At 73.3% G+C, this 24,817-nt stretch carries 18 protein-coding genes; 9 read left to right on the forward strand and 9 right to left on the reverse strand.

The features are described from left to right. Nucleotides 1–38 precede the first annotated feature (38 nt). On the forward strand, nucleotides 39–1,022 hold the full coding sequence (locus ACZ5DS_RS08805; protein ID WP_468235310.1) for a lysylphosphatidylglycerol synthase transmembrane domain-containing protein: 984 nt from the start codon (nucleotides 39–41) through the stop codon (nucleotides 1,020–1,022). A 45-nt stretch (nucleotides 1,023–1,067) separates the two neighbouring features. After that, nucleotides 1,068–1,832 carry a crotonase/enoyl-CoA hydratase family protein gene (locus ACZ5DS_RS08810; protein WP_468235312.1) on the forward strand — a complete coding sequence of 255 codons (765 nt, stop codon included), beginning with the start codon at nucleotides 1,068–1,070 and terminating at the stop codon, nucleotides 1,830–1,832. Here ACZ5DS_RS08810 and ACZ5DS_RS08815 read toward each other — a convergent pair. The 3 genes from ACZ5DS_RS08815 to ACZ5DS_RS08825 are packed head-to-tail and all read right to left on the reverse strand — an operon-like array spanning nucleotide 1,817 to nucleotide 5,771. After that, the gene (locus ACZ5DS_RS08815) at nucleotides 1,817–2,944 is read right to left on the reverse strand and encodes an NAD(P)/FAD-dependent oxidoreductase (protein WP_468235313.1); all 1,128 of its coding nucleotides are present in this window, start codon (nucleotides 2,942–2,944) and stop codon (nucleotides 1,817–1,819) included. The genes ACZ5DS_RS08810 and ACZ5DS_RS08815 overlap by 16 nt on opposite strands. Then, entirely contained in the window at nucleotides 2,941–4,344 is a 1,404-nt protein-coding gene (locus tag ACZ5DS_RS08820; protein ID WP_468235315.1) for an FAD-dependent oxidoreductase, read from the reverse strand. The genes ACZ5DS_RS08815 and ACZ5DS_RS08820 overlap by 4 nt, the downstream gene beginning before the upstream one ends. After that, a complete protein-coding gene (locus tag ACZ5DS_RS08825; protein WP_468235317.1) occupies nucleotides 4,341–5,771 on the reverse strand; it encodes an FGGY family carbohydrate kinase in 1,431 nt (476 codons plus the stop codon). Before ACZ5DS_RS08825 ends, ACZ5DS_RS08820 begins: the two co-directional genes overlap by 4 nt. Before the next feature lie 263 nt (nucleotides 5,772–6,034). On the opposite strand from ACZ5DS_RS08825, the gene ACZ5DS_RS08830 reads away from it, so the two are divergent. The 4 genes from ACZ5DS_RS08830 (at nucleotide 6,035) to ACZ5DS_RS08845 (ending at nucleotide 11,594) form a co-directional block, all read left to right on the forward strand. Then, a complete protein-coding gene (locus tag ACZ5DS_RS08830) occupies nucleotides 6,035–7,006 on the forward strand; it encodes a hypothetical protein (protein ID WP_468235319.1) in 972 nt (323 codons plus the stop codon). Between the two features lie 34 nt (nucleotides 7,007–7,040). Further along, nucleotides 7,041–8,567, forward strand: a complete 1,527-nt coding sequence (locus ACZ5DS_RS08835; protein WP_468235320.1) for an amino acid permease — start codon at nucleotides 7,041–7,043, stop codon at nucleotides 8,565–8,567. A gap of 135 nt (nucleotides 8,568–8,702) precedes the next feature. After that, complete coding sequence (locus ACZ5DS_RS08840) at nucleotides 8,703–10,316, forward strand: phospholipase D-like domain-containing protein (protein ID WP_468235322.1); 1,614 nt, start codon at nucleotides 8,703–8,705, stop codon at nucleotides 10,314–10,316. 186 nt (nucleotides 10,317–10,502) lie between these two features. Continuing rightward, complete coding sequence (locus tag ACZ5DS_RS08845; protein WP_468235324.1) at nucleotides 10,503–11,594, forward strand: mechanosensitive ion channel family protein; 1,092 nt, start codon at nucleotides 10,503–10,505, stop codon at nucleotides 11,592–11,594. Nucleotides 11,595–11,742: 148 nt separating this feature from the next. Here the strand turns inward: ACZ5DS_RS08845 and ACZ5DS_RS08850 are convergent, their stop codons facing one another. Continuing rightward, nucleotides 11,743–11,940: a hypothetical protein gene (locus tag ACZ5DS_RS08850; RefSeq protein WP_468235326.1), complete on the reverse strand. Its 198-nt coding sequence runs from the start codon at nucleotides 11,938–11,940 to the stop codon at nucleotides 11,743–11,745. A 963-nt stretch (nucleotides 11,941–12,903) separates the two neighbouring features. On the opposite strand from ACZ5DS_RS08850, the gene ACZ5DS_RS08855 reads away from it, so the two are divergent. Continuing rightward, nucleotides 12,904–15,123: an NADP-dependent isocitrate dehydrogenase gene (locus ACZ5DS_RS08855; RefSeq protein WP_468235327.1), complete on the forward strand. Its 2,220-nt coding sequence runs from the start codon at nucleotides 12,904–12,906 to the stop codon at nucleotides 15,121–15,123. A gap of 124 nt (nucleotides 15,124–15,247) precedes the next feature. Next, nucleotides 15,248–16,039, forward strand: coding sequence for an N-formylglutamate amidohydrolase (locus ACZ5DS_RS08860; RefSeq protein ID WP_468235329.1), 792 nt, complete (start codon nucleotides 15,248–15,250; stop codon nucleotides 16,037–16,039). Between the two features lie 125 nt (nucleotides 16,040–16,164). Here the strand turns inward: ACZ5DS_RS08860 and ACZ5DS_RS08865 are convergent, their stop codons facing one another. The 3 genes from ACZ5DS_RS08865 to ACZ5DS_RS08875 are packed head-to-tail and all read right to left on the reverse strand — an operon-like array spanning nucleotide 16,165 to nucleotide 18,709. Further along, a complete protein-coding gene (locus tag ACZ5DS_RS08865) occupies nucleotides 16,165–16,650 on the reverse strand; it encodes a hypothetical protein (RefSeq protein WP_468235330.1) in 486 nt (161 codons plus the stop codon). After that, a complete protein-coding gene (locus ACZ5DS_RS08870; protein WP_468235331.1) occupies nucleotides 16,647–17,285 on the reverse strand; it encodes an RNA polymerase sigma factor in 639 nt (212 codons plus the stop codon). The genes ACZ5DS_RS08865 and ACZ5DS_RS08870 overlap by 4 nt, the downstream gene beginning before the upstream one ends. After that, nucleotides 17,282–18,709 carry a S8/S53 family peptidase gene (locus ACZ5DS_RS08875; protein ID WP_468235333.1) on the reverse strand — a complete coding sequence of 476 codons (1,428 nt, stop codon included), beginning with the start codon at nucleotides 18,707–18,709 and terminating at the stop codon, nucleotides 17,282–17,284. Before ACZ5DS_RS08875 ends, ACZ5DS_RS08870 begins: the two co-directional genes overlap by 4 nt. 137 nt (nucleotides 18,710–18,846) lie before the next feature. Between ACZ5DS_RS08875 and ACZ5DS_RS08880 the strand changes: the two genes are divergently transcribed. After that, nucleotides 18,847–21,459, forward strand: a complete 2,613-nt coding sequence (locus ACZ5DS_RS08880) for a CHAT domain-containing protein (protein ID WP_468235335.1) — start codon at nucleotides 18,847–18,849, stop codon at nucleotides 21,457–21,459. A gap of 12 nt (nucleotides 21,460–21,471) precedes the next feature. On the opposite strand, the gene ACZ5DS_RS08885 is transcribed toward ACZ5DS_RS08880, so the two are convergent. After that, on the reverse strand, nucleotides 21,472–23,250 hold the full coding sequence (locus tag ACZ5DS_RS08885; protein WP_468235336.1) for a LuxR family transcriptional regulator AbsR2: 1,779 nt from the start codon (nucleotides 23,248–23,250) through the stop codon (nucleotides 21,472–21,474). Nucleotides 23,251–23,440: 190 nt separating this feature from the next. Next, nucleotides 23,441–24,817, reverse strand: coding sequence for an NtaA/DmoA family FMN-dependent monooxygenase (locus ACZ5DS_RS08890; RefSeq protein ID WP_468235338.1), 1,377 nt, complete (start codon nucleotides 24,815–24,817; stop codon nucleotides 23,441–23,443).

The following is a 24,817-nucleotide window of genomic DNA, read 5'->3' on the forward strand; positions in this document are numbered from 1 at the left end:
CACCTGCCGTTGACGCGGCGCGGAGAACCTCTCCGGATGTGACAGCGGTACGACTCCCCGACTTGCGCGACGGACGCCTGACCCGGCTCGCCCGGCGCGTCCCCGTGCGGCAGATCCTGTGTCTGCTTCCGCTCCTGCTCGTCGCGATCGTCGCCGTGCGGCACCGGTCGGTGCTCGTCGAGGGCTTCGGCCAGCTGCGGACGGCCGAGTGGCCCTGGCTGCTGGCGGCGGGCGGCGCCACCTGTCTGACGTGGGTGGCGGCGGCCGTCACCCGGCAGGGCGCCGTCGTCCAGCCGCTGCCCCGGTGGCGGCTGCTGGCCACGCAGTTCGCGGCGGGCTCGGCCAACCACCTGCTGCCGACCGGTCTGGGCGCGGGCGCGGTCAACCTGCGGTTCATGACCGTGTGCGGGGTGCCGCTCGCCCGCTCCTCCGCCGCGCTCGCGCTGTACCTGCTCGCCGAGTCGGTCGGCCGGCTGAGCCTGCTGGCCGCGCTGCTGCTCGCCTTCCCCGACGCGCTGCGGCTCGGCGGCCTGCTCCCGCACGGGGCCGTCGGACCGGTGCTGGCCGTCGCGGGTGCGGTGCTGGCGGTGGCGGTGGCCGCGCTGGCCCTCGTACGACGGCTGCGCACGCCCGTGGTCGGCTTCGTGCGCACCGCCCTGGGCGAGGCCCGCTCGGTGCACACGCGTCCGTCCCGGGCGCTCGCGCTGTGGGGCGGCTCGCTCGCCTTCCCGGCGCTCCAGGCGGCCGGCCTGGTGGCGGTCGGGCAGGCGCTGGGCCTGCCGGTGCCGCCCGCGCACATGGCGCTGGCGTACCTCGCCGCGACGGTCGCGGTGGCGCTGGTGCCCACCCCGGGCGGGCTCGGCTCGGTGGAGGCGGCGCTGATCGTGGCGCTGGTGGCGGCGGGCGGCCCGGTGGCGGTGGCCACGGCGGTGGTGCTCGCCTACCGCATCATCACCGTCTGGGTGCCGCTGGTGCCGGGGGCGCTGACGCTGGGGGCACTGGTGCGGCTGAAGGTCATCTGAGGCAGAGTGGCCCTCCGAGCCGCCCCCTGAGAAGGAGCATCCGCCGTGCCGGTCCGCGTGGAGCGCAAGGAACACGTCACCACGATCGTCCTGTCCCGCCCCGAGGTCCGCAACGCGGTCGACGGGCCCACGGCCGTGGAACTCGCCTCCGCATTCCGGGAGTTCGAGGCCGACGACAACGCGCGGGTGGCGGTGCTGTGGGGCGAGGGCGGCACGTTCTGCGCGGGCGCCGACCTGAAGGCGATGGGCGGCGAGCGCGGCAACCGGGTCGCCGAGGACGGCGACGGTCCGATGGGGCCGACCCGGATGCGGCTGTCCAAGCCGGTGATCGCGGCCGTTGCGGGGCACGCCGTGGCGGGCGGCCTCGAACTGGCCCTGTGGTGCGATCTCCGGGTCGCCGAGGAGGATGCCGTCTTCGGGGTGTTCTGCCGCCGCTGGGGCGTCCCGCTGATCGACGGCGGCACGGTACGGCTGCCCCGGCTGATCGGCACCGGCCGGGCCATGGACATGATCCTCACCGGCCGCCCGGTCCCGGCCCGCGAGGCCCACGACATCGGCCTCGCGAGCCGTCTCGTGCCCACCGGCCACGCCCGCGCCGAGGCCGAGGAGCTGGCCGCGGCGATCGCACGCTTCCCGCAGGCGTGCCTGCGCGGCGACCGGGCCTCGGTGCTGGACCAGGACGGTCTGGATGAGGAGAGCGCGATGCGGGGCGAACTCCGCTACGGCATGGACGTGCTGGCCGAGGGGCTCCAGGGGGCCGCACGGTTCGCCGGGGGTGCCGGGCGGCACGGGTCCTACACGGATCTGTGAACCGGCCAGACTCCTTCCGCCAGCCACTCCAGCACCGCACCACCCGTCTCCGCCCCGGCCCGGGTCGCCGCCCTGGCACGCTGTCCGGGGCGCAGCACGGCGCCGGCGGCGAAGACGCCCGGACGCGAGGTGTACGGGCCCGTGTCCAGCGTGATGCCGCCCCGGCGGGCGAGTTCGTCGTCGGGGACGAAGTCGCCGGTGAAGACGACCGTGTCGCAGGGCAGGGTGGCGGTGCGGCCGTCGCGGTGGCGGACGCGAACGCCGGACAGGCGGCCGTGACCGAGGAGCTCGGCGACCTCGGTGTCCGTGAGGAGCGGGACACGGCGGCCGAGGCGGGCCGACTGAGCGCGCAGCAGCGTGGCCTGGGAGCGAGAGTTGTCGGTCACCAGGGCGACCACCGCCACACCGGCCGTGCGCAGGGTGTCGGCCGCCGCGTACGACACGTCCTCGGCGCCCACCACCACCGCGCGGGCGCCGATCGACTGCCCGAACAGGTGCACCGCCTGCTGGAGTTCGCCGGTGGTGTAGACGCCGGCGGGCCGGGTGCCGGGCACCAGGCGGGCCGCACGGGGGCGTTCACGGGAGCCGGTGGCCAGGACGACGGCCCGCGCCGCGATCGTCTCGTGACCGCCGGCGCCGACCGTTGTGAGCACCGGGCCCGGCCGGCCGGCGGTGACCCGCGCCGGGCCGCCTGCGGCGCTCGTCGGCACGGGCCCCTGCCCGGCCGGAGCCGTCCACCCCGCCTCCGGCTGCCCGGAGGCGCCGGCCCCGGCCACGTACCCGCCCGTGCGGGCCGACGCGGCACCCCGTCCACCGCCCCCGGCCGACGGCCCCGTGTCCACCCAGTCGAGGACGGTGATCCCGGTCCGTACGACGGCCCCCGCCCGCTCGGCCGACTCGGTCAGCAGGCGTGCGTACCCGGGCCCGGTCAGCGGATGCGTCCATGTGCCGAAGCCGCCGTGTGCGCAGTGCCGCGGCACTCCCCCGGGCTGTGGCTCCCGTTCCAGCACCTCGATCCGGCCGGCTCCGGCGGCGGCCAGGCGCGCCGCGGCCGCGAGTCCGGCGGGACCGGCGCCGACGACGAGGACGTCGACCCGGCGGTCGGTGGTCATCTGCGCGCCTCCTCGAAGAGCTGCCGTACGGCCGCCCCGCAGGAGAAGCCGTGGCAGCGGCCCGCCCGGGCGCGGGTGCGGCGGCGCAGGCCGTCCAGGGTGCGCGGCGGGATCGTACTGGCGAGGGCGTCGCGGATCTCGCCGCGGGAGACGCGCTCGCAGTGGCAGACGAGGGTGCCGTAGTCCGGGTCGGCGGCGATGAGTTCGGGGCGCTGGTACGGGCGCGGGAAGGCCTCGCCGAGGTTGGGCATGCGCACGGGGTCCGGTTCCCGGGTCGGGCCGAGGTCGAGTCCGGTGTCGGCCAGCAGGCCCACGACATGGGCGGCGATGGCCATGGACGCGGTCAGGCCGGTGGAGCGGATCCCGCCGACGGTGACGTACGCCTGCTCGGGGTGTGCGGTGATGCGGTAGTCCTCGTGCTCGGTGGCTGCGCGCAGCCCGGCGTAGACGGCGGTGACCTCCTCCGCCGGCAGCGCCGGCAGGATGCGGCCGCCCTTCTCCCGCAGCAGGGCGAGGCCCTCGGCGGTGGAGCCGGTGGCCCGCTTGTCGTCCAGGTCCTCTGCGGTGGGGCCGAGCAGGACGTTGCCGTAGACGGTGGGGGCGACCAGGACGCCCTTGCCCAGGGCGGTCGGGACGGGCAGCAGGATGTGCCGGACCAGGGAGCGGGCGAGCTTGTCGTGGACGATGAGCTGGCCGCGGCGCGGGGTGACGGTGAAGTCGTCGTGGCCGAGGGCTCGGTCGAGGGTGTCGGCGTGCAGCCCGGCCGCGTTGACCAGGTGGCGGGCGCGCAGGGTGCCCCTGGAGGTGGCCAGGAGATGACCTCCCTCGCCCCGACTAACGTCATTTACCTCGGCGTTCAGGTGCAGGTCGACGCCCGCGCGGACCGCGTGGGTGGCATAGGCGAGGGTCGTCGTCCAGGGGCAGATGATGCTCTCGCCGGGTACGTGCAGGGCGCCGAGCGCGCCGGGGCCGAGGTGCGGCTCGCGGACGTACAGTTCGCCGGCGTCGAGGAGTCGGGTGTCCGGGCAGTCGTTGCGCTCGGCCTTCTCGGCCAGGTGCGGCAGGGCGGCCAGTTGCTCCTCGTCCCAGGCGACGAGCAGGGCGCCGACCCGTTCGACGGGGATTCCGGACTCGGCGGCGTAGGCGGCGAGGCGCCGGGAGCCCTCGCGGACCAGCCGGGCCTCCAGGGAGCCCGGGGTCGCGTCGAAACCGGTGTGCAGGATGGCGGTGTTGGCCTTGGAGGTGCCCTGGCCGACGTCGTCCTGCGCCTCGACCAGGGCGATGCGCAGACGGGGGTGGCGGGCGAGTTCCCGGGCGATGGCGCAGCCGACGACTCCGGCGCCGACGACCGCCACGTCGTACGGGTGCCCGGGCAACGACCCCTCGCCGGTGACCGTCATGGGCCGAGCAGGGCGGCGACCGCGCTGCGGAACCCGGCGAGGCGTTCGGCTGCCTCGTCGGCCGGGATGCGGGGTTCGTACACGGCGGCCGGCTTCCAGTCGGGCAGGGCGTCTTCGACGCTCAGCGTACGGTCCGCGCCGAGCCGGGCGAGGGCGGCGGCGCCGAGCGCGGTGGCGTCGGGGAGCGCGGAGACCTCGACAGGGCGTTGCAGGAGGTCGGCCTGGGTCTGCATGAGGAGGGCGGAGCGGGTCAGTCCGCCGTCGACGCGGAGCGCGTCGAGCGGGGTGCCGAGGTCGGCCGCGGCCGCCTGAGCCAGCTCGACCACCTGGGCCGAAAGGCCCTCGCACAGGGCGCGCACCAGGTGTCCGGGTCCGGTGTCGAGGCCGAGACCGGTCAGGGAGCCGCGCAGGTCGCCGCGCCACCAGGGGGCGGCGAGCCCGGCGAGGGCGGGGACGAAGGTGACGCCGCCGCTGTCGGGGACGGAGCCGCCGACCGGGTCGAGGTCGGCGGCCGAGGAGATGACGCCGAGCTCGGTGAGCCAGCGCACGGCGGAGGCGGCCGTGTACACCTGCCCGTCCAGGCAGTAGCTCGTGTCTCCGCCGAGCCGCCAGGCGACGCAGCTGACCAGGCCGGAGGTGCCGCGCCGGGGCCTGTCGCCGGTGTGCGCGAGCAGGAACGCGCCGGTGCCGTAGGTGCACTTGGCGGTGCCGGGCCCGGTGATGCGCTGGGCGAGGAGGGCGGCCTGCTGGTCTACGACGAGGCCCGTGAGCGGGATCTCGGGGCCGAATGCCCGGGTGACGCCGATGCGTTGAGCGTTGTCGACCACCTGCGGGAGCCGTTCGCCGGACAGCCCGTAGCTCTCCAGCGCCCGCGGCGACCACTCGGCCCGGTCCAGGTCGAGGAGCTGGGTGCGTCCGGCGGTGGCCGCGTCGGTGACGAAGGCGCCGGTGAGGCGGTGGACCAGCCAGGCGTCGGAGGTGGTGACGACGCCCTCGCGGGTGAGGTGGCGGCGGATCCAGGCCATCTTGGGTGCCGCGAAGTACGGGTCGAGGGGCAGACCGGTCAGCTGCCGCAACTCCTCGGCCTGCTCGGCGAGTTCCGCGCACACGGTCTCGGCGCGCCGGTCCTGCCAGACAAGGGCGTCCGTCAGCGGGCGGCCGGTCGCCGGGTCCCAGGCGAGGACGGTCTCCCCCTGGTTGGCCAGGCCCATCGCCACGACGGGCTCGCCCGCCTCGGCGAGTGCGCGCCGACCGGCGTCGAGCACCGAGGCGTACAGCTCGGCCGGATCCACCTCGACCAGACCGCCCGGGAGGTGACGGGGTGTCACTGCCGCGAACCCGGCGCCGAGGACACCGCGTTCGGGGCAGACGACCAGGGCCTTCGTGCCGGACGTGCCCTGGTCGACGGCGAGTACCGGCCCCGGCATGACACCCTCCCGCACCCTCGTCCGGATCGTCGAAGATCAGCGCGAACAGCCTGCCGCCGGGCCGCGTCCGGCGTCAAGCACCGCCGCTGGCCGATCAACTTCCCGTCCACATAGTTGCGTTGACAACAATGGCACGGCGGAAACGACGCCCCTATAGTGACCGCCGACCCGTGCGCGACCCTTCGATCACCGCCCGGAGGAGGGCTGTTGCTACCTCATCCCGCCACCCAGCCCGTCCGCGTGCGGACCGGGACGGGCGGCTGATGGCCAGAGATGGAGCACGCCCCTCCTACGACCCCGCCGGTCACGACGGCGCCCTGCGCACCGTACTCCAGGATCTGCGCACCGGGCGCTGGATGGCGATGCGCGCCCTGCTCGCGGACACCACGAGCTGGTGGCAGTGGACCCAGCGCACCCAGATCCTCGCGGCGGCCGCGGCCGGCACCGATGTGGTGCGGGCCTGGCTCCAGGAGGAACCGCGGAGCGTGCCGGCCGCGGTGATGCACGCCCGGATCGGCGTGGAGCGGGCCCTGCGGGCTCGACGCGAACGGCACCTGCGGACGCACGAGTTGTGGATCGAGGCGTGGGACGCCGCACAGTCCGCCAGCGAGGCCGCCCCGCGGGACCCGGTGCCCTGGGTGTGCCTGCTCGCCCTGGCCCAGCTGGATCCGGCACAGCGCTGGGACGAGCACCGGGAGCCGCCGCCGGAACCCACGCTGCCGCCGGGCCCCTGGGGGCTGCTGGCCGAGGCAGGCCGACGCGACCCGCACAACCGCGAGGCCCACCACCGGATGCTCCAGTTCCTGTACGCGATCGACACCTCGGACCGGCTCACCCAGGCCGCGGGCTACGCCCAGTGGGCCGTCGGCTCGGCGCCGCCCGGGTCCGCGCTGCACCTGCTGCCGCTGTACGTCCGGGTCGAGCGCTACCGGCGCGGCAGCGGGCACGACGCGGCGCTCGACCTGCACTGGGTGGCGGAGGACGCGGCCCGCGAGGCGCGCCGGGCGCTGCACTCCTGGTTCGAGCAGTCGCCGCGGGCCGAACGCTCCCTACTGGACCTCAACCACCTGGCCCACGCCCTGTGGGGTGCCCACCAGTTCCCGGATGCGGCCCGGGTGTTCGACACGATCGGCCCGTACTTCACGCCCCCGCCCTGGATGTACCGCACCCCGGACCGCGGCCGTGCCGTGGAGGTCTTCCTGCAGGCCAGGGACCGCTGCCGCGAGGGCGCCTGACGCCCCTTACCTTCCTCACCCCGGAGGTTTCCGCATGTCCCCCGATCCATCGCCCTCCCCCGCCCGACCCCAGCACGACGAAGAACGGCGCCTGCGCGAACTCGGCTACCGCCCGGTGCTCGCCCGCCGCATGGGCGGCTTCGGCAACTTCGCGATCAGCTTCTCGGTGATCTCGATCCTGTCCGGCTGCATGACCCTCTACGGCTTCGGTCTGGGCACCGGCGGGCCCGCCGTGATGCTGTGGGGCTGGGCGGGTGTCGGGCTGTTCGTGCTCTGCGTGGGCCTCGCGCTCGCCGAGGTCACCAGCGCCTATCCGACCTCCGGCGCCCTGTACTACATGGCCGACCGGCTCGGCGGCCGGCGCTGGGGCTGGTACACGGGCTGGCTGAATCTGCTCGGTCTGCTGGGCGCGATCGCCGGGATCGACTACGGCGCCGCCCTGTTCACCGGCGCCTTCGCCAACCTTCAGTGGGGCTTCGAACCGACTCCCGGCAAGACCATGCTGATCTTCTGCGCCATCCTCCTCCTGCACGCCGTGCTGAACCTGTTCGGCGTACGTCTGGTCAGCCTGCTCAACTCGGTCAGCGTGTGGTGGCACCTGGCCGGTGTCGCGCTGATCGTCGGGGCACTGGCGATCGTCCCGGACCACCACCAGTCGCCGTCCTTCGTGTTCACGAAGTTCGTCAACGACACCGGCTGGTCGAGCCCGCTCTACGTGGCGGCGATCGGCCTGCTGCTCGCCCAGTACACGTTCTCCGGTTACGACGCCTCCGCGCACCTGTCCGAGGAGACCTCCAACGCCTCGGTGTCGGCGGCGAAGGGCATCGTACGGTCCATCTGGGTGTCGTGGATCGCGGGCTTCGTGCTCCTCGCCGGACTGACCTTCGCCATCCAGGACTACGACGCCACGCGCACCACCGACACCGGCGTACCGCCCGCGCAGATCCTGCTCGACGGCCTAGGCACCGACGGGGCGAGCGCGCTGCTGCTCGTCGTGATCGTCGCCCAGTTGTTCTGCGGCAACGCCGAGGTGGCCGCGGCCAGCCGCATGGTCTTCGCGTTCAGCCGGGACGGCGCCCTGCCGGGCTCGCACCTGTGGCGCAGGGTCAGCAACCGCACCCAGACCCCGGTCGCCGCCGTGTGGTTGTCGGTGATCGTCGCGGGTGTCCTCGCCCTGCCGTCCCTGTACTCGGCGACGGCGTACGGCGCGGTGACCGCCATCAACGTCATCGGTATCACCCCCGCTTACGCGATCCCCGTCCTGCTGCGGCTGCGGGCGGGCGACCGTTTCCGGCCGGGCCCCTGGCACCTGGGCCGGTGGAGCAGGCCGATCGGCTGGATCGCGGTGGTCTGGGTGGCCTGTGTGACGGTCCTGTTCTGCCTGCCGCAGTCCTCGCCGGTCACCGTCGACACGATGAACTACGCGGCCGTGGCCCTCGTGGTCGTCCTGATCCTGGCCAGCATCTGGTGGTACGTGGCCCGTCGTTCGTACGGCACACCGACCACCGCCGCCTACGGCAGCGACCGCGACCAGGCCGACCTCGCGGAGGGCATCGTCTGAGCAGCCGGCCTGCGAGACCGGTGCGGCGCGGCATGGCCGGAATCCGTCCACGAGCCGGTCTGCCCCGCCACAACTGCCCACTGTCACGGGGCCCTTCGGTCCTACGCGGGATCTACTGCCTGGTAACTTCTGCGGATGATCCTTCCGCTCCGCTTGAACCGTCCGGCGCGCGCCGCACTGATATCCGCCCTCGCCCTGGCCGTGCTGCCCGCCGCACCCGCCACCGCCGCCGATGCACCGACCCCGCATCTCGACGCCGTGGAGCGCACCTTGCGCGAGGTCTCGCCCGGCCTCGAAGGGGACGTGTGGGAGCGGACGAGCGGCAACCGGCTCGACGCCCCGGCCGACGACCCCGCGGGCTGGCTGCTGCAGACGCCCGGCTGCTGGGGCGACGCCGACTGCAAGGACCGCGCGGGCACGCGGCGGCTGCTCGCCAAGATGACCGAGAACATCTCCCGGGCGACGCGGACCGTGGACATCTCCAGCCTCGCGCCCTTCCCGGACGGCGCCTTCCAGGACGCCATCGTCGCGGGCCTGAAGTCCTCCGTGGCCTCGGGCCACCATCTCAAGGTCCGCGTGCTCGTCGGGGCCGCACCCCTCTACCACATGAACGTGCTGCCCTCGAAGTACCGGGACGACCTGCTCGGCAAGCTCGGCCCGGCGGCCGATGCCATCACGCTCGACGTCGCCTCGATGACGACGTCGAAGACCGCCTTCTCGTGGAACCACTCCAAGCTCCTGGTCGTCGACGGCGAGTCCGCGGTCACCGGCGGCATCAACGACTGGAAGGGCGACTACCTGGACACCGCCCACCCGGTCACCGACGTCGACCTCGCCCTGACCGGCCCCGCCGCCGGCACGGCCGGCCGGTACCTGGACCGGCTGTGGGCCTGGACCTGCAGCAACAAGAGCAACATCGCCTATGTCTGGTACGCGTCCTCGGGCGGAGCGGACTGCATGGCCGCCATGGAGCGGGACACCAACCCCCGTGCCGTCCCGGCCACCGGCGACGTACCGGTGATCGCCGTCGGCGGGCTCGGCGTGGGCATCCAGGACGCCGACCCCGCCTCCGCCTGGCGTCCGGCCCTGCCGGACACGTCCGGCACCCGGTGCGTGCTCGGGCTGCACGACAACACCAACGGGGACCGCGACTACGACACGGTCAACCCCGAGGAGAGCGCGCTGCGTTCACTGATCTCCAGCGCGACCGGCCACATCGAGATCTCGCAGCAGGACCTCAACGCCACCTGCCCGCCGCTGCCCCGCTACGACACCCGCGTCTACGACGCCCTCGCCGCGAAGCTCGCCGCCGGCGTCAAGGTGCGGATCGTCGTCAGCGACCCCGCCAACCGCGGCGCCGTCGGCAGCGGCGGCTACTCGCAGATCAAGTCCCTCTCCGAGATCAGCGACGTGCTGCGCAGCCGGCTCGCCCGGGTCACCGGCGACGAGCGCAGCGCGACGGCGGCGCTCTGCTCCAACCTGCAGCTCGCGTCCTTCCGCAGCTCCCCGAGCGCGAAGTGGGCCGACGGACACGCGTACGCCCAGCACCACAAGCTGGTCTCGGTCGACGGCTCCGCGTTCTACATCGGTTCGAAGAACCTCTACCCGGCGTGGCTGCAGGACTTCGGGTACATCGTGGAGAGCCCCGATGCCGCCCGGCAGCTCGACGCCCAGCTGCTGAGCCCGCAGTGGGCATACTCCAAGGAGACCGCCACGGTGGACTACGAGCGGGGGCTCTGCAAGGTCTGAAGTCCCGCTGACCGCACGGCTCACGGTGCGAACCAGTGTGCCGGATACGGCAGGATGAACGATCGCGCCGACCGCCGCCGATCCGGCGGGCGGTGCGATCGCACATTCCGGACATCGAGCAGGTGACAACGTGACGAGACTTCACATCAGGCTCTGCGCAGCAGCTGTGCGCCCCGGGGGTGACCGGTGAACCGCGCGCTGACCCTGGACGACCTCGTCCTCGCCGGCATCGCCCTGGCCGCGGGCCTGGTGCTGGCCTTCCTGTCCCGCACGCTGCTGCGCTGGCTGGCCAAGCACGCCAAGCGGACCAAGTGGAGCGGTGACGACGTCATCGTGGACGCGCTGCGCTCCGTCGTCCCCTGGGCGGCGATCGCGGCCGGCGCCGCGGCGGCCGCGGCGGTGCTGCCCCTGACCCGCACCGTCCAGCACCACACCAACCAGATCCTCCAGGTGTGGCTGATCTTCGTGGTGACCCTGTCCGCGGCCCGGGTCGTGGCGGGTCTGGTCCGCTCGGTCACCCAGTCCCGCTCGGGCGTGGCGGGTTCGGCGACCATCTTCGTCAACATCACCCGGGTGCTGGTCCTGGCGATCGGCTTCCTGGTGGTGCTGCAGACGCTGGGCATCTCCATAGCGCCCCTGCTCACCGCCCTCGGCGTCGGCGGTCTGGCCGTGGCCCTCGCCCTGCAGGACACCCTCGCCAACCTCTTCGCGGGCATCCACATCCTCGCCTCCAAGACCGTGCAGCCGGGCGACTACATCCGCCTGAGCAGCGGCGAGGAGGGCTATGTGGTGGACATCAACTGGCGCCAGACGACGGTCCGCCAGCTGTCCAACAACCTGGTCGTCATCCCCAACGGCCAGCTCGCGAAGACCAACATGACCAACTACACCCGTCCCGAGCAGCAGTTGACGATCCTCGTGCAGGTGGGTGTGAGCTACGACAGCGACCTGGACCACGTCGAGCGCGTCACGACCGAGGTCATCGCCGAGACCATGACCGAGATCACCGGCGCCGTCCCTGACCACGAACCCGCCATCCGCTTCCACACCTTCGGTGACTCGCGCATCGGCTTCACGGTGATCCTCGGCGTCGGCGAGTTCAGCGACCAGTACCGCATCAAGCACGAGTTCATCAAGCGCCTGCACCGCCGCTACCGCGAGGAGGGCATCCGCATCCCGGCCCCGACCCGGACCGTGGCGCTCCAGCAGGGCGCGGTGGTGATCCCGCAGCAGCGCAGCGGGGAGGGCCTGCCCTCGAGTTCGACCGTGACCGACTAGGGCCGGCCGGTCCACGGGTCCGAGGGGCGGAACCCGGCCGGGTTCCGCCCCTCGGCACTGGTCAGAGCGTGGCCGAGTTCTCGTGCCAGTGGCCGCCGCGCAGCTGTGTCGGGCCGCGGAGGACGAACTGACCGGGGTGACCGTCCAGTCAGGGTGGCCGGGCATCCGCGGGGTCTTCGTGCCGTAGAGCCAGTCGCGCAACCAGCTGCCGGAAGGCGTACAGCACGAGCACGCCGCCCAGGTGGCGCCGGCTGTCGAAGAGGTTGACGGCGTCGGGGGCGGCGACCGGACCCGAGTCGTGGCGCCACTGGTCGCCGCGAGGGCCTTCGGGTCGTCGGAGTTGCACGGCAGCAGGCCGTACGTCTCGAACGGGAAGGCGCCCAGGCGGTCCGCCAGCCAGGTCACCAGGCCGGGCGTGAGGGCGAGGGCCGGTTCCAGGGCGGCGGCGCGGGCGGTGGGGACGACATCGCGCAGGGGCAGTCCGTGCGGGCCCTGGCGGTCCTTGACCACGTAGTCGCCGACGGTGATCTGGACGAGTTCGGTGGCGATCGGCGCGAGCGAGCAGTACGCGTACGCCGTACGGTGGCTGCGGGCAGATCGCGAAGCCGTCCGGGGTGGGCACCCAGGCGGTGTGCGGCAGGCTGCGGCGCGGGGCGGCGGAGTACTCGACCCGGACGGTCGCGGCCGCCTTCGCGGGAAGGGGGCCGAACGGGTGTGATGCGCAGTTTCTCGTCCGCCTGCTCCCAGAGGGCGGTGCGGCCGCCGACGCACACGGACGTATGTCGAGGCCGAGGGCGTCCAGGGAGAAGCGGGTCAGCGCCCAGGGGATGCGGATCCGCAGGGTTGGTGGCGGTGGCGTCGACCAGCCCGGTCGCGGGGTTGTAGGCGAGGTCAGGTGGTACGCCGACACGCGGTAACCGTCGTTGCCGAGGGCCGGGAATACGGGGTCGCCGAGGGTCTCCGGGCCCGGGTCCCCGTGTTCCCCTCCGCCCTTGCCGGGGCCGTGGAGCCCAGGGTCAGCGCGGTCGTCGTACCCATCAGCACGGCCGCGGGGGCCGTCACTCTGGTGCGCTATCTCATGATCCGCCTTCGCTCGGGCGGGCGGACGGACGGCCGGCCGGAGCCGGCCGCCGGGCAGTGGGCCGATCGCGCATGGCCGGTGAGCGACCAATTGTCATGACCACAGCGTTCGGCGGACTCGGTTGCACCCGCCTGGGCACCCTTTCGAGACACGACCCCTGTCGAGCCCGCCTCGATCACGAGATATCTTGATGTCGAGCAATGTTGCAGACGTGGAGCGGAGCACCCGGTGACTGACTCGACCATCATCTACACCTACACAGACGAGGCCCCGGCCCTGGCGACGCATTCGTTCCTGCCGGTGATCCAGGCGTACGCCTCGCAGGCCGGTGTCTCCGTGGACACCCGCGACATCTCGCTGGCAGGGCGCATCATCGCCGTCTTCCCGGAGTACCTGAACGAGGACCAGCGCATCCCGGACGCCCTGGCCGAGCTGGGCGAGCTGGCCAAGACACCCGAGGCCAACATCGTCAAGCTGCCGAACATCTCGGCCTCGATCCCGCAGCTGAGGGCCGCGATCGCCGAGCTGCAGGGCAAGGGCTACGCGCTGCCGGACTACCCGGACGACCCGAAGAGCGACGAGGAGCGCGAGATCCGCGCCCGCTACGACAAGATCAAGGGTTCCGCCGTGAACCCGGTCCTGCGTGAGGGCAACTCCGACCGCCGCGCCCCCGCCTCGGTCAAGAACTACGCCAAGACCCACCCGCACCGCATGGGCGCCTGGAGCTCCGACTCCAAGACCAACGTGGCGACCATGGACGCGGACGACTTCCGGTCCACCGAGAAGTCCGTGGTGATCTCCGAGGCCGGTTCGCTGCGCATCGAGCTCAAGGGCGACGACGGCTCGACCACGGTCCTGCGCGAGTCGGTCCCGGTCCTCGAGGGCGAGGTCGTCGACGCCTCCGTGATGCGCGTCGCCGCGCTGCGCGAGTTCCTGACCGCGCAGGTCGCCCGCGCCAAGGAGGAGGGCGTCCTGTTCTCCGTGCACCTGAAGGCCACGATGATGAAGGTCTCCGACCCGATCATCTTCGGTCATGTCGTGCGCGCCTTCTTCCCGAAGACGTTCGCGAAGTACGGCGAGATCTTCGCCGCCGCCGGTCTGACCCCCAACGACGGTCTGGGCGGCATCTTCAAGGGCATCGAGGCCCTGCCGGAGGGCGCCGAGATCAAGGCCTCCTTCGACGCCGAGCTCGCCGAGGGCCCGGCCCTCGCGATGGTCGACTCCGACAAGGGCATCACCAACCTGCACGTGCCGTCCGACGTCATCGTCGACGCCTCGATGCCGGCCATGATCCGCACCTCCGGCCACATGTGGGGCCCGGACGGCCAGGAGGCGGACACCCTCGCGGTGCTGCCGGACTCCTCCTACTCGGGCGTCTACCAGGCCGTGGTCGAGGACTGCCGCGCCAACGGCGCCTACGACCCGTCGACCATGGGCTCCGTCGCGAACGTCGGCCTGATGGCACAGAAGGCCGAGGAGTACGGCAGCCACGACAAGACCTTCGAGATCCCGACCACGGGCACCGTCCGCCTGGTCGACCAGGCCGGCAACGTCGTCCTGGAGCAGACGGTCTCCGCCGGCGACATCTTCCGCGCCTGCCAGGCCAAGGACGCGCCGATCAAGGACTGGGTGAAGCTGGCGGTCACCCGCGCCCGCGCCACCGGCGACCCGGCCGTCTTCTGGCTGGACGAGACCCGCGCCCACGACGCCAACCTGATCGCCAAGGTCAAGCAGTACCTGCCGGAGCACGACACCGAGGGCCTGGACATCCGCATCCTCGCCCCGGTCGAGGCCACCAAGCTGTCGGTGGAGCGCATCCGTCGCGGCGAGAACACGATCTCGGTGACCGGCAACGTCCTGCGCGACTACCTGACCGACCTGTTCCCGATCCTGGAGCTGGGCACCAGCGCCAAGATGCTGTCGGTCGTCCCGCTGATGGCGGGCGGCGGCCTGTTCGAGACGGGCGCCGGCGGCTCCGCGCCCAAGCACGTCCAGCAGCTCGTCAAGGAGAACTACCTGCGCTGGGACTCGCTCGGTGAGTTCTTCGCGCTCGTCCCCGCCTTCGAGCAGTACGCGGCGACCACCGGCAACACCCGTGCCAAGGTCCTCGCCGACACCCTCGACCGCGCCACGGCGACCTTCCTCAACGAGGACAAGTCCCCGACCCGTCGCGTCGGCGGCATCGACAACCGCGGCAGCCACTTCTACCTGTCCCTGTACTGGGCGCAGGAGCTGGCCCGGCAGACCGACGACGCCGACCTGGCGAAGGCGTTCGCGCCGCTCGCCGAGACGCTCACCGCCAACGAGCAGACGATCGTCGACGAGCTGATCGCCGTCCAGGGCTCCCCGGCCGACATCGGCGGCTACTACCAGCCGGAGAAGGCCAAGGCGGACGCGGTCATGCGCCCGTCGGCCACGTGGAACGAGGCGCTGGCGTCCCTGAGCTGACGCCCGTGGCGCCCGAGCCGCAGCCGTGAGTGAACCTCCGCCCCGGTCGTTGCCCCGACCGGGGCGGAGGCGTTTTCCGTCCTGACCGCGCACCACGCCACCGACAACGCCCCGGGAGCAGCCCGTGACCGACTCCGTGCCCTCGTTCGACCTTCTGCCCGGTGCCGCCGAGTCGCCCGTACTGCTGCATGTGCCGCACGCGGCGCGGGCGATACCGGGGGACGTGCGCGAAGGAATCGTGCTGGACAGCGCGGCGCTCGAGGCGGAGCTGGACCACATCACCGACGCGCACACCGACCGGATCGCCGAGCGGGCGGCCGGGCTGGCCGGACTCACGCCCTGGCGGTTCGTCAACCGGCTGTCGCGGCTGGTCGTGGATCCGGAGCGGTTTCCGGACGAGCGGGAGGAGATGCTCGCGGTGGGGATGGGGGCCGTGTACACGCGGACCACGCACGGGGGTGAGCTGCGGGCCGCGGGCACCGACCCGGAGCCGCTGCTCGAACGGTACTTCCGGCCGTACGCGCGGGCGATGGCCGAGGCGGTGGCCGGGCGGCTCGCCGCGACCGGGCGGGCCGTCGTGATCGACGTGCACTCCTATCCGAGCGAGCCGCTGCCGTACGAGTTGCACGGGGAGGGGCCGCGACCGCCCGTGTGTCTCGGCACGGACGCCTTCCACACGCCGTCGGACCTGGGGGAAGCCGCGCGGGCGGCCTTCGCGGGATGCGGGGAGACGGGGCTGGACAGTCCGTTCAGCGGGACCTATGTGCCGCTGGAGTACTACGGGCGGGACCGGAGGGTGAGCGCACTGATGGTGGAGATCCGCCGGGACACCTACATGACCGAGCCCGGCGGTCCGGCCGGGCCGGGCCTCGAACGGCTCGCCGCCGCGCTGGCCGCGCTCGTGGACGCCGTTTAGGGCCTGTTGCGAAAGTCCCGGCTGCCCGGGCTGCGCCTCGCGGTGCCGCCCGGGCAGGTGCGCAGGCGGCACAGGACGATGATCCGCGGGACCGCGGACGCTGCCCGTCGCCTGGTGACCCGGGGTCAGGCCCGCAGCCACTCCGTGACGATCACCGCGCCGCCGGTCCGCAGCCGCAGGGCGAACGGGCCGGTGGGCGGATCCTCGCTGGTGAAACGGCCCAGCGTGTCGACGGTGACGGGTCGGGCCGTCTGCGGGCCGCCCAGCACCTCGATGCGCGCCGACTGCGGCGGCAGCACCTGGCCGATCAGCCCCTCTCCGGTGACCTCGACGTCGACGGTCAGCTCGCCCGCGCGGAAGGTCAGCATCCGCGGCGCGTCCGGCACCCCCCTGACCGGCAGCGCGTCCACCAGCGAGTCGAAGGTCAGCTCGGCGATCCGGGCGTCCAGGTCGTGCAACGCATAGGCTTCCAAGGCGAGTTGGCGCAGACCTTCGGGGACGGGGTCCAGGGCGGCGGCCGCCTGGCGCAGCTCCTCCTCCAGGAGATCGCCGTCGAACTCCGCGTCGTCGAAGTCCTCCTCGGGAATTCCGTTCCCGTTCACGCCGCTCATGCCGCCCCCCGTGCGTCCAACCGGGCCCGCAGCCGACGCAGACAGCGCTGGCGCAGGGGCCCGATACTGCCGACCGCTATGCCGAGCGCGGACGACACCTCCAGATAGCTGGGCGGCGGCGAGGCCATCAGCACGCGCAGCAACTGCCTGCACCGCTCGCCCAGTGCCTCGAACTCCTGCCACAGCCGGCGTATCCGCTCGGCCTGGTCGGCCTCGTCCTCGGCGTCGATCACCGTCTGCTCCGGCGTCCGCTCCTCGCTGGCCCGGTCCAGCACCTGCGGGTCATCCGTCAGCGTCAGCCGGGTCAGCCCCCGGAGCACCTTCAGGCACTCGTGCCGGGCGGTGCTCGCCAGCCAGGCGCCCGCCTTGTCGGGCTCCCGCAGCCGGCCCAGATGCTGGGCGAAGCGGAACCACACGGTCTGATAGACCTCGTGTCCGTCGGCGTCCGAGAGCCGGTGCGCACGCACCACCGACCACACCAGCGGACTCATTCCTTCCACCAGTGCCTTCCAGGCCGCGGCGTCGCCGTCGACGGCCGACCGGACCAGTGCGCCGACCTCTGTTCGGTCCACGGCTCCACCCCTCGTGTACGGCACGTCATCGTACGCCGTGGAGCGGAGTGTTCCGGCCCTCATACGGGCTGAGCGGGGATCACGACGGAAACCGGTCGCCAGGTTGGCGGCCGGAGCACCGGAACCTGCGCCCCGCGCACCTCGGCGGACTCCGTGACGGAGCCCAGCAGTTGGGCGCGGGCCGCGCGCGGGTCGCGCTCCTTGTGCGCCGTCATGTGGGCGGCGACGAGCGCGGCGACGGCCGGGGTGGCGAAGGAGGTGCCGCTCCACTGCGCGAGCCCGTCGAACATCACCTGGTCGGGCTTGCCCGCGGTGCTCTCGCGCGCCTCGCTGAGCACGCCCGTGTGGCGGGGGTACTGGCAGGTGCAGGCGTACGTGCAGCCGAACCGGCAGGTGTCGTAGGTGGAGTGCTGGTAGACGTACGGCACGGGCGTCTCGAAGCCGGTGAGGGCACTGGTCAGGCGCTCGCCGGGGGCATAGACCTGCACCCAGGGGCCGTGGTTGCTGAAGCAGGCCTCGGACTCGCCGTCCCCGCGCAGCGCGCCGACCGACACCACGCTGTCCGCGTACTCCGGCAGGGACCCGTAGGCGGCCGGCCAGAACGGACTGTCGCTGCCGTTGTTGCCCGCCGCGGCCACCAGCAGCGTGCGCTGCTCCCGGAGTTCACGCATGAACGCCTCAAGACCGATCAGGCCTTCACCCGACCCGGTGGTGGTGCCCGCGGAGAGGCTGATGATGTCGGGCCAGCCGGCCTCGTCCACCGCCTCGAAGAGCCGCGCGCCGAACTCCGACTCCAGCATGGCGCCCACGTCGTTGAGCGTGCCCCGCACGGTGATGTCGGTGTTGGGCGCGACGGCCGCGACGATCCCGGCGATGAACGTGCCGTGGCCCACGTACTGGTGGAGCACTCCGTCGGCGTCGGTCTCGGAAACCTGGTGGTCGCCGGTGGTGTGGGCGAGGAGCGGGTAGGAGCGGTAGTCGTGCATCAGACCGGTGTCGACGACGAGAACGCCGACGGCGGTGTCCGGGTCGTGGAGGCCCTCCAGCGCCGCCGGGTTGGGCGGCTCGCTGCGCGGCGCGGGTACGGGCTCGTCGCCGGGGCAGGCGTTGACCGGGGCGATGTGCACCACGTGGTTGCGCCGGACCAGTCGGCGGCCCTGGCGGCCCTCGGCCTCCCGGAGGGCACGCAGGGCGTGCGGGACGACGTCATCGCCCTGGGCGGGGTCGCCGACCCGGATCCGGGTGACGCCGGTGCGGTTGGTCTCCGGGCCGACTCGGCGCACATGGTCGGGGACCAGGCCCTGGGTGTCGGTGAAGTGGGTGCGGACGGCGTCCTCCACCACCCGGGCCTCCTCGCCGTCGCGGGCGAGGACGACACCCTTCTCGTAGAGGAAGTGGGCGTCCTCGTCCGGCCCCATGGCCAGGGTGACGTCCGGCATGGACCGCTGGAAGTGGTCGAACTGTTCGTGGAATCGCTGTGGTGCCATGGGTGTGTCCTCCCCCTGCGACGGTCTCCGACAGTCAGAGTCGCCCGACGACCGATTGATACAGCCCGGACGTACCTCCGGTACAGCCCGAGGAGACCACGGAGAACCTGTGTGACGGGTTTGCCCAGGCCACTACCATGCGAGGGGTGACAGCGGGAAGCGAGACGGTCCTTGAGCTGCTGCCCATGGTGTTCGCCGATCCGGGCGAGGCCCGGGCACGCGCGGATCAGGTACTGCACACCGATCCGTCGCCGCTGCACGCCAGCGTCGCCCACCAGGTACTGGGCATCTGGCAGCGGGACTTCGGCGATCTGCGGATCGCGCTGCGCCATCTGCACCGGGCCCGGAACCTCGCCGCGCGCGCCGAGTCGGCCGAGCGGGAGGCGGACGTGCTCGCCACCCTGGGGGTCGCACTGGTGCACGCGGGGCGCACACGCCAGGGGCTCGCGTCGTTCGAACAGGGTGTCGCACGAGGCAGCGGACACACCAGGGCGCGGGTGCTGTACCGGCGGGCCTATGTGTGGTGGGTGCTGGGGCATCACCGGGAGGCGCTGGAGGACGTACGGCGGGCGCTTCCGGTGCTGCGGCAGGCCGGCGACGGCATCTGGACCGCGCGGGCGCTGACCCTGCGGGCGACGGTGCATCTGGCGCTGGGCGCGGTGGACCGGGCGGTCGCGGACTTCACGGCGGCGGAGCGGCTGTGGGGGACCACCGGCCAGGAGCACGACAAGGCGGACGCGGTGGAGAGCCGGGGCCTGGCCGCGTTCCGGTCCGGGGACATCCCGGCGGCGCTGCGGCTGCTGGACGAGGCCGAGGAGCGGTACGCCAAGCTCGGCACGCCCACGTTCATGCTGTCGATCCGGCGGTGCGAGGTGCTGATGGCGGCGGGGCTCGCCCCGGAGGCGCTCGCGGAGGCGGACGCGGCGATCGCGCTGCTGGACCGGATGGGCGGGCAGTCCACCCGCAAGGCCGAGCTGCTGCTGGCCGCCGCGCGGGCGGCCCGCTCGGCCGGGGAGGCGGACACCGCCGTCGCGCGCGCCGCCGCGGCCGTACGGCTGTTCGCGGGGCAGCGGCGCAGCTGGTGGGAGGCGCACGCCAGGCTGGTGCTCATCGAGGCGCGGGCGGCGGCCGGGCGCAGGTCGGGGCGGCTGGTCGCGGACGCCGCGGCGGTCGCCGAGCGGCTGGCGTCCTTCGGCTCGCCCGCGGCGCCCGAGGCCTCGCTGCTGGCCGGCCGGATCGCGCTCGCGCTGGGCCGGACGGCGGAGGCTGAGGGGCACCTGGCGGTGGCCGCCCGCAGCCGGCACGGCGGCCCGCCACCGGCCCGGATGACGGGCTGGGCGGCGCAGGCACTGCGGGCCAGGGCGGCCGGTTCCGGACGCGGCGTGCTGGAGGCGTGCCGGCGCGGCCTGGACGTCCTGGACGACCACCGGATGACGCTCGGCGCCTCCGAGCTGCGGGCCCGCGCCACCGCGCAGGGCGCCGAACTGGCCGCGCTCGCCCAGGAGGTGAGTCTCGCGCGCGGCGGTCCGCGGCGGCTGCTGGAGTGGAGCGAGCGCTGGCGGGCGACCGTGTTGTCCGCGCCGCCCACGCGGCCGCCCGCCGACCCGGCGCTGCTCGGCAGCCTCACCGCCTACCGGGAGATAGCGGCCCGTGCCACGGAGGCGCGCCGGGAGGGCCGCCCGGTCCCGGCCCTGGAGCGCGAACAGCGGCGGCTGGAGCGGGAGATCCGCTCCCGCACCCACCACATGCGCGGCGACTCGCCCGGCGACGGCGACCGGTTCGACGCGGGCCGTCTGCTGGACCGGCTCGGTCGGTCGCTGCTGGTCGAACTCGCGGTGGTGGACGGGCGGGTGCACGTCCTGCTGTGCGGGCAGGGCCGGGTGCGGCGGTTCGCGGGCGGGGCGCTGGCGGAGGCGGTGGCCGAGGCCGAGCATGTGCAGGCCGGGCTGCGGCGGCTCGCCCACCCCGGAGGCGAGGCGCGGCTGCCGCTGGTGGAGGCGGCGGGCCGGCGCCTGCAGGAGCTGCTGCTGGGCGGTGCCGCGGCGCACCTCGGGTCCGGTCCGGTGGTGATCGTGCCGCCGGGCGCGCTGCACCGGGTGCCGTGGGCGCTGCTGCCGGCGCTGCGGGAGCGGGTGCTCAGCGTGTCGCCGTCGGCGTCCAGCTGGCTGCGGGCCCGGGAGACCGAGCCGCCGCCCGGCGGCCGGCACGTCCTGGTGCGCGGCCCCGGCCTGGCAACGGGCGGCGCAGAGGTGCCCGAACTGGCGGACCGGTACGGCACGGCGACGGTCCTGGAGGGCGACGCGGCCCAGGTCCCCCGTGTGCTGGAGGAACTCGACGGCGCGGCCCTGGCGCACCTCGCCGCGCACGGCACGTTCCGTGCGGACAGCCCGCTGTTCTCCGCGCTGGGGATGGCCGACGGCCCGCTGATCGTGCACGACTTCGAGCGCCTGGCCCGCAGCCCGTACCGGATCATCCTCTCCAGCTGCGACACCGCCCGCCTGGCCTCGGTCGGGGCCGACGAACTCCTCGGCCTGGTCACCGCGTTGCTCCCGCTGGGCACGGCCGGGGTGGTGGCGAGCAGCGCGCCGGTCAACGACGCCGCCGTGGTCCCCCTGATGCTCGCCCTCCACAAGGGCCTCGACGCGGGCCTCAGCCTCGCCGAGGCCCTCCGCGACGCCCGGGCCGCCCAGCCCGGCGACCCGGTCCACCAGGCAACGGGCTGGGCTTTTGCGGCGTTCGGGGCGGCGTGAGTGACGCCTCGCTCACGCCGGCTCAGCCAGGTCGCTCAGCCAGGGCAAAGCACCACGATCACTCGCGCCCAGCCTGGTGTACGCGCTGTACAGATGGTTCCCGACGGTCCGTACGGACAAGGTCAGCCGCTCGGCTATCTCCCGGTTAGTGAGCCCGGCCGCCGCGAGGGTGACGATCTGCCGTTGCCGCGCGGTGAGTTCACCGAGAACGAGCCCGGCCAGTGCCGGCGTCCGCGCACCCTGGCAGCGGCGCGCCAGCGCAACCGCCCGGGTCCGGGAGAGACGCGCGGCACGCGGATCGCGGTGTGCGCGTACGGCCTGGGCGTGCGCCTCGGCCGCGAACAGCGCGAAGCCCCGCTCCTCCAGTGTCTCGGCGACCCGGTCCAGGCCTGGCCCGTCGCCCCGGGCGAGCGCCTCGGCGTGCCGGGCGAACACTCCGTCGGCCGGCAGGAGTCCGGCGGCCCGCTCGGGCACACCGAGGCGTACGGCGTCGTAGCGGGCGAACACGTCGTCCCCGGTGATCGCGGCCAGGGCGGCCGTGAGGTCGCCGCGGGCCGCCGCGGCCCACCGGTCCGCTCCCGTCGTCTCCCCCAGCTGACCCAGAATTAAGTCGAGTTCCGTTGCGCAGAGCGCGTCACCGGGCGCCGCCCGCAGGCCTTCGCGCGCCCATGCGGTCGCCTGGCGCAGCTCGCCGCGCAGCCGGGCGTACCGGGCGCGTACGACCGCGTACCCGCAAGGGACGGGCAGCCCTTCGGACAGCAGCCAGTCCCCCACCGGCGTCGGAACCGCCCGCACGTCCTGCAGCGCCAATCCGCGCTCCAGGCAGGCCTGTTCGACGTCCAGTGCCGGGCCGCACCGGTCCGGTGTGCGGGCCAGCCGGCGGGCCCGCAGCCGGCCGACGGTGGCGCGCAGGGCCGAGCCGTGCAAGGGGTGGCTCAGGGTGACCGAGCCGTGGTCGTCTACGTGGATCAGGCCCTCCGCCTCCAGGCGTTCGAGGACGTCCAGGTCGAGGTCGTCCAGGGCGATCGGCAGGGGCTCGGCGAAGGCGAGGCGGTCGAGTGTCTCGCGTTCGCCGGGGCCCGGCCGGTCCAGGACGTGGGCCAGGCGGTCGCGGACGGTCGCGGTGACCGGGACCGGGCCGCGCCACGCCCACTCGTCGCTGCCCGGGAGACGGGTCAGCCCGCCGGACCGGCGCAGCGCCCCCAGCAGATCCCGCAGCAGCCGGAGATCGCCCCGGCACATCCGGTGCAGCCGGTCCACGGTGAGCGCCTCCAGACCGGCTGCGGAGAGCAGCTGGGCGGTGTCCTCGCGGGGCAGCGGCTCCAGGGGCAGACGGGGCAGCAGCTCCCCCGTCCACAGCCGGGACACCGCCTCCGGCGCCGGCACTCCGTCGGTGGCGGTCACGGCCAGCCGGGTGCGTCCGTGCACGGCGAGCTGGTGGACGAGCGCGGCGGAGGCCTCGTCGAGCAGGTGGGCGTCGTCGACGACGAGGAGCCGTACGCCGGACAGGAGCTGCACCGCGCGGTGCAGCGAGACGGTGTCGGGCAGCAGGTGCGCGAAGGCCGCGAAGCGCAGTCCGCGGGTCTCGGGCGTGCCGGTCACCCGGGCCCGGTCGGTGCCCAGGACCGCCTCGGTGATCAGCCGGGTCTTGCCGCAGCCCGCCGGTCCGGTCACCGCTATGCCCGGCCGTCCGACCGCCAACGACCGTCTCACCAGCTCCAGTTCGTCCTCCCGCCCGGCAAAAGGCCAGGGCAGTTCGAGGGTCTTGGCGTCCTGTTCGTAAGTCGTCACACCAACTGGAGTCCGCCTACTCAGATTTGATACAGGGCGACTTGAGTAGCCCCCGACTCAGGCGTGAGACGCGCGCAGGCGGCACTCTGACAGCCCAGGCCACGGTCCGACGCCGGGGGATGCGGTCCGGCGGACGCCACCTTCGGGGGAGGGAGACGTCCGCCGGACTCGCCGTGGTGTCAGGGGAACGTCACGAGGCAGCCCGCTTGGCCGGGGAGCCGGTGTCGGGGTGGGCGAGGCCGAGGTGGTCGCGCAGGGTGGTGCCCTCGTAGTCGGTGCGGAAGACGCCCTGTTCCTGGAGGAGTGGTACGACCTTGTCGGCGAAGGCGTCCAGGCCGCCCGGCGTGATGTGCGGGACGAGGATGAAGCCGTCGGAGGCGTCCGCCTGCACGAAGTCGTTGATGGTCCGGGCGACGGTGGCGGGTGAGCCGACGAAGGTCTGCCGGTTGCCGGTGTTGATGACCAGATCGCGGATGGACCAGTGGTGGGCGGCGGCCAGCTCCCGCCACTCGCGGGCGATGGCGACCGGGTCGCGGTACATCCGGACCTGGGCGCGCCCGCGGGAGATGTGCTCGTCGCTCACCACCGGGTCGACGTCCGGTAGCGGACCCTCCGGGTCGTACGCGGACAAGTCGCGGTTCCAGACGAACTCCAGGTGCTTGATGGCGGTGGCGCCGCTGACCTGCTGCCGGCGCACCTCGTGTGCCCGTTCGGCGGCCTCCTCGTCGGTGTCGCCGAGGACGAAGGTGGCGGCGGGCAGGATGAGCAGCTGGTCGGGCCGGCGGCCGTACGCGGCGAGGCGTGCCTTGACGTCCGTGTAGAAGGCCTGGCCCTCCTTGAGGGTGGCGTACCGGCTGAAGATCGCGTCCGCGCTGGACGCGGCGAACTCGCGGCCCTCCTCGGAATCGCCGGCCTGGAAGATCACGGGGCGGCCCTGCGGGGAGCGCGGGACGTTGAACCGGCCGTGGATGTCGAAGTGCTGCCCCCGGTGCACGAAGGCGCCGGCCTTGGCGTCGGCGAGGAAGGTGCCGGTGGCCCGGTCGGCGAGGATCTCGTCGCCGCGCCAGGAGTCGAAGAGTTCGTTCGCCGTGGCGAGGAACTCCTTGGCCCGGGAGTAGCGCTCCTCCTGCGGCAGGAAGCCGCCGCGGCGGAAGTTCTCGCCGGTGAAGGCGTCCCAGGAGGTGACCACGTTCCAGGCGGAGCGGCCGTCGGAGAGGTGGTCGAGGCTGGCGAACTGGCGGGCCACCTCGTAGGGCTCGTTGAAGGTGGAGTTGATGGTGCCGGTCAGTCCCAGCCGGTCGGTGACGGCGGCCAGCGCGGCCAGCACGGTGAAGGTGTCGGGACGGCCGACGACGTCCAGATCGTATATCTTCCCGCCCTGTTCGCGCAGCCGCAGTCCCTCGGCGAGGAACAGGAAGTCGAACTTGGCGCGCTCGGCGGTGCGGGCGAAGTGCGCGAAGGAGCTGAACTCGATGTGGCTGCCGGCGGCCGGGTCGCTCCACACGGTGGTGTTGTTGACGCCGGGGAAGTGGGCGGCCAGGTGGATCTGCTTCAGCGGCTTGCTCAT

The sequence above is a fragment of the Streptomyces sp. NPDC031100 genome (assembly GCF_055570785.1).

Coding starts and splice junctions, on each gene's coding strand:
- ACZ5DS_RS08815 (WP_468235313.1), bottom strand. CDS start 2,944: ATGACCACCGACCGCCGGGTCGACGTCCTCGTCGTCGGCGCCGGTCCC.
- ACZ5DS_RS08840 (WP_468235322.1), top strand. CDS start 8,703: ATGATCCTTCCGCTCCGCTTGAACCGTCCGGCGCGCGCCGCACTGATA.
- ACZ5DS_RS08865 (WP_468235330.1), bottom strand. CDS start 16,650: ATGAGCGGCGTGAACGGGAACGGAATTCCCGAGGAGGACTTCGACGAC.
- ACZ5DS_RS08830 (WP_468235319.1), top strand. CDS start 6,035: ATGGCCAGAGATGGAGCACGCCCCTCCTACGACCCCGCCGGTCACGAC.
- ACZ5DS_RS08825 (WP_468235317.1), bottom strand. CDS start 5,771: ATGCCGGGGCCGGTACTCGCCGTCGACCAGGGCACGTCCGGCACGAAG.
- ACZ5DS_RS08880 (WP_468235335.1), top strand. CDS start 18,847: ATGCGAGGGGTGACAGCGGGAAGCGAGACGGTCCTTGAGCTGCTGCCC.
- ACZ5DS_RS08835 (WP_468235320.1), top strand. CDS start 7,041: ATGTCCCCCGATCCATCGCCCTCCCCCGCCCGACCCCAGCACGACGAA.
- ACZ5DS_RS08820 (WP_468235315.1), bottom strand. CDS start 4,344: ATGACGGTCACCGGCGAGGGGTCGTTGCCCGGGCACCCGTACGACGTG.
- ACZ5DS_RS08875 (WP_468235333.1), bottom strand. CDS start 18,709: ATGGCACCACAGCGATTCCACGAACAGTTCGACCACTTCCAGCGGTCC.
- ACZ5DS_RS08890 (WP_468235338.1), bottom strand. CDS start 24,817: ATGAGCAAGCCGCTGAAGCAGATCCACCTGGCCGCCCACTTCCCCGGC.
- ACZ5DS_RS08870 (WP_468235331.1), bottom strand. CDS start 17,285: ATGAGGGCCGGAACACTCCGCTCCACGGCGTACGATGACGTGCCGTAC.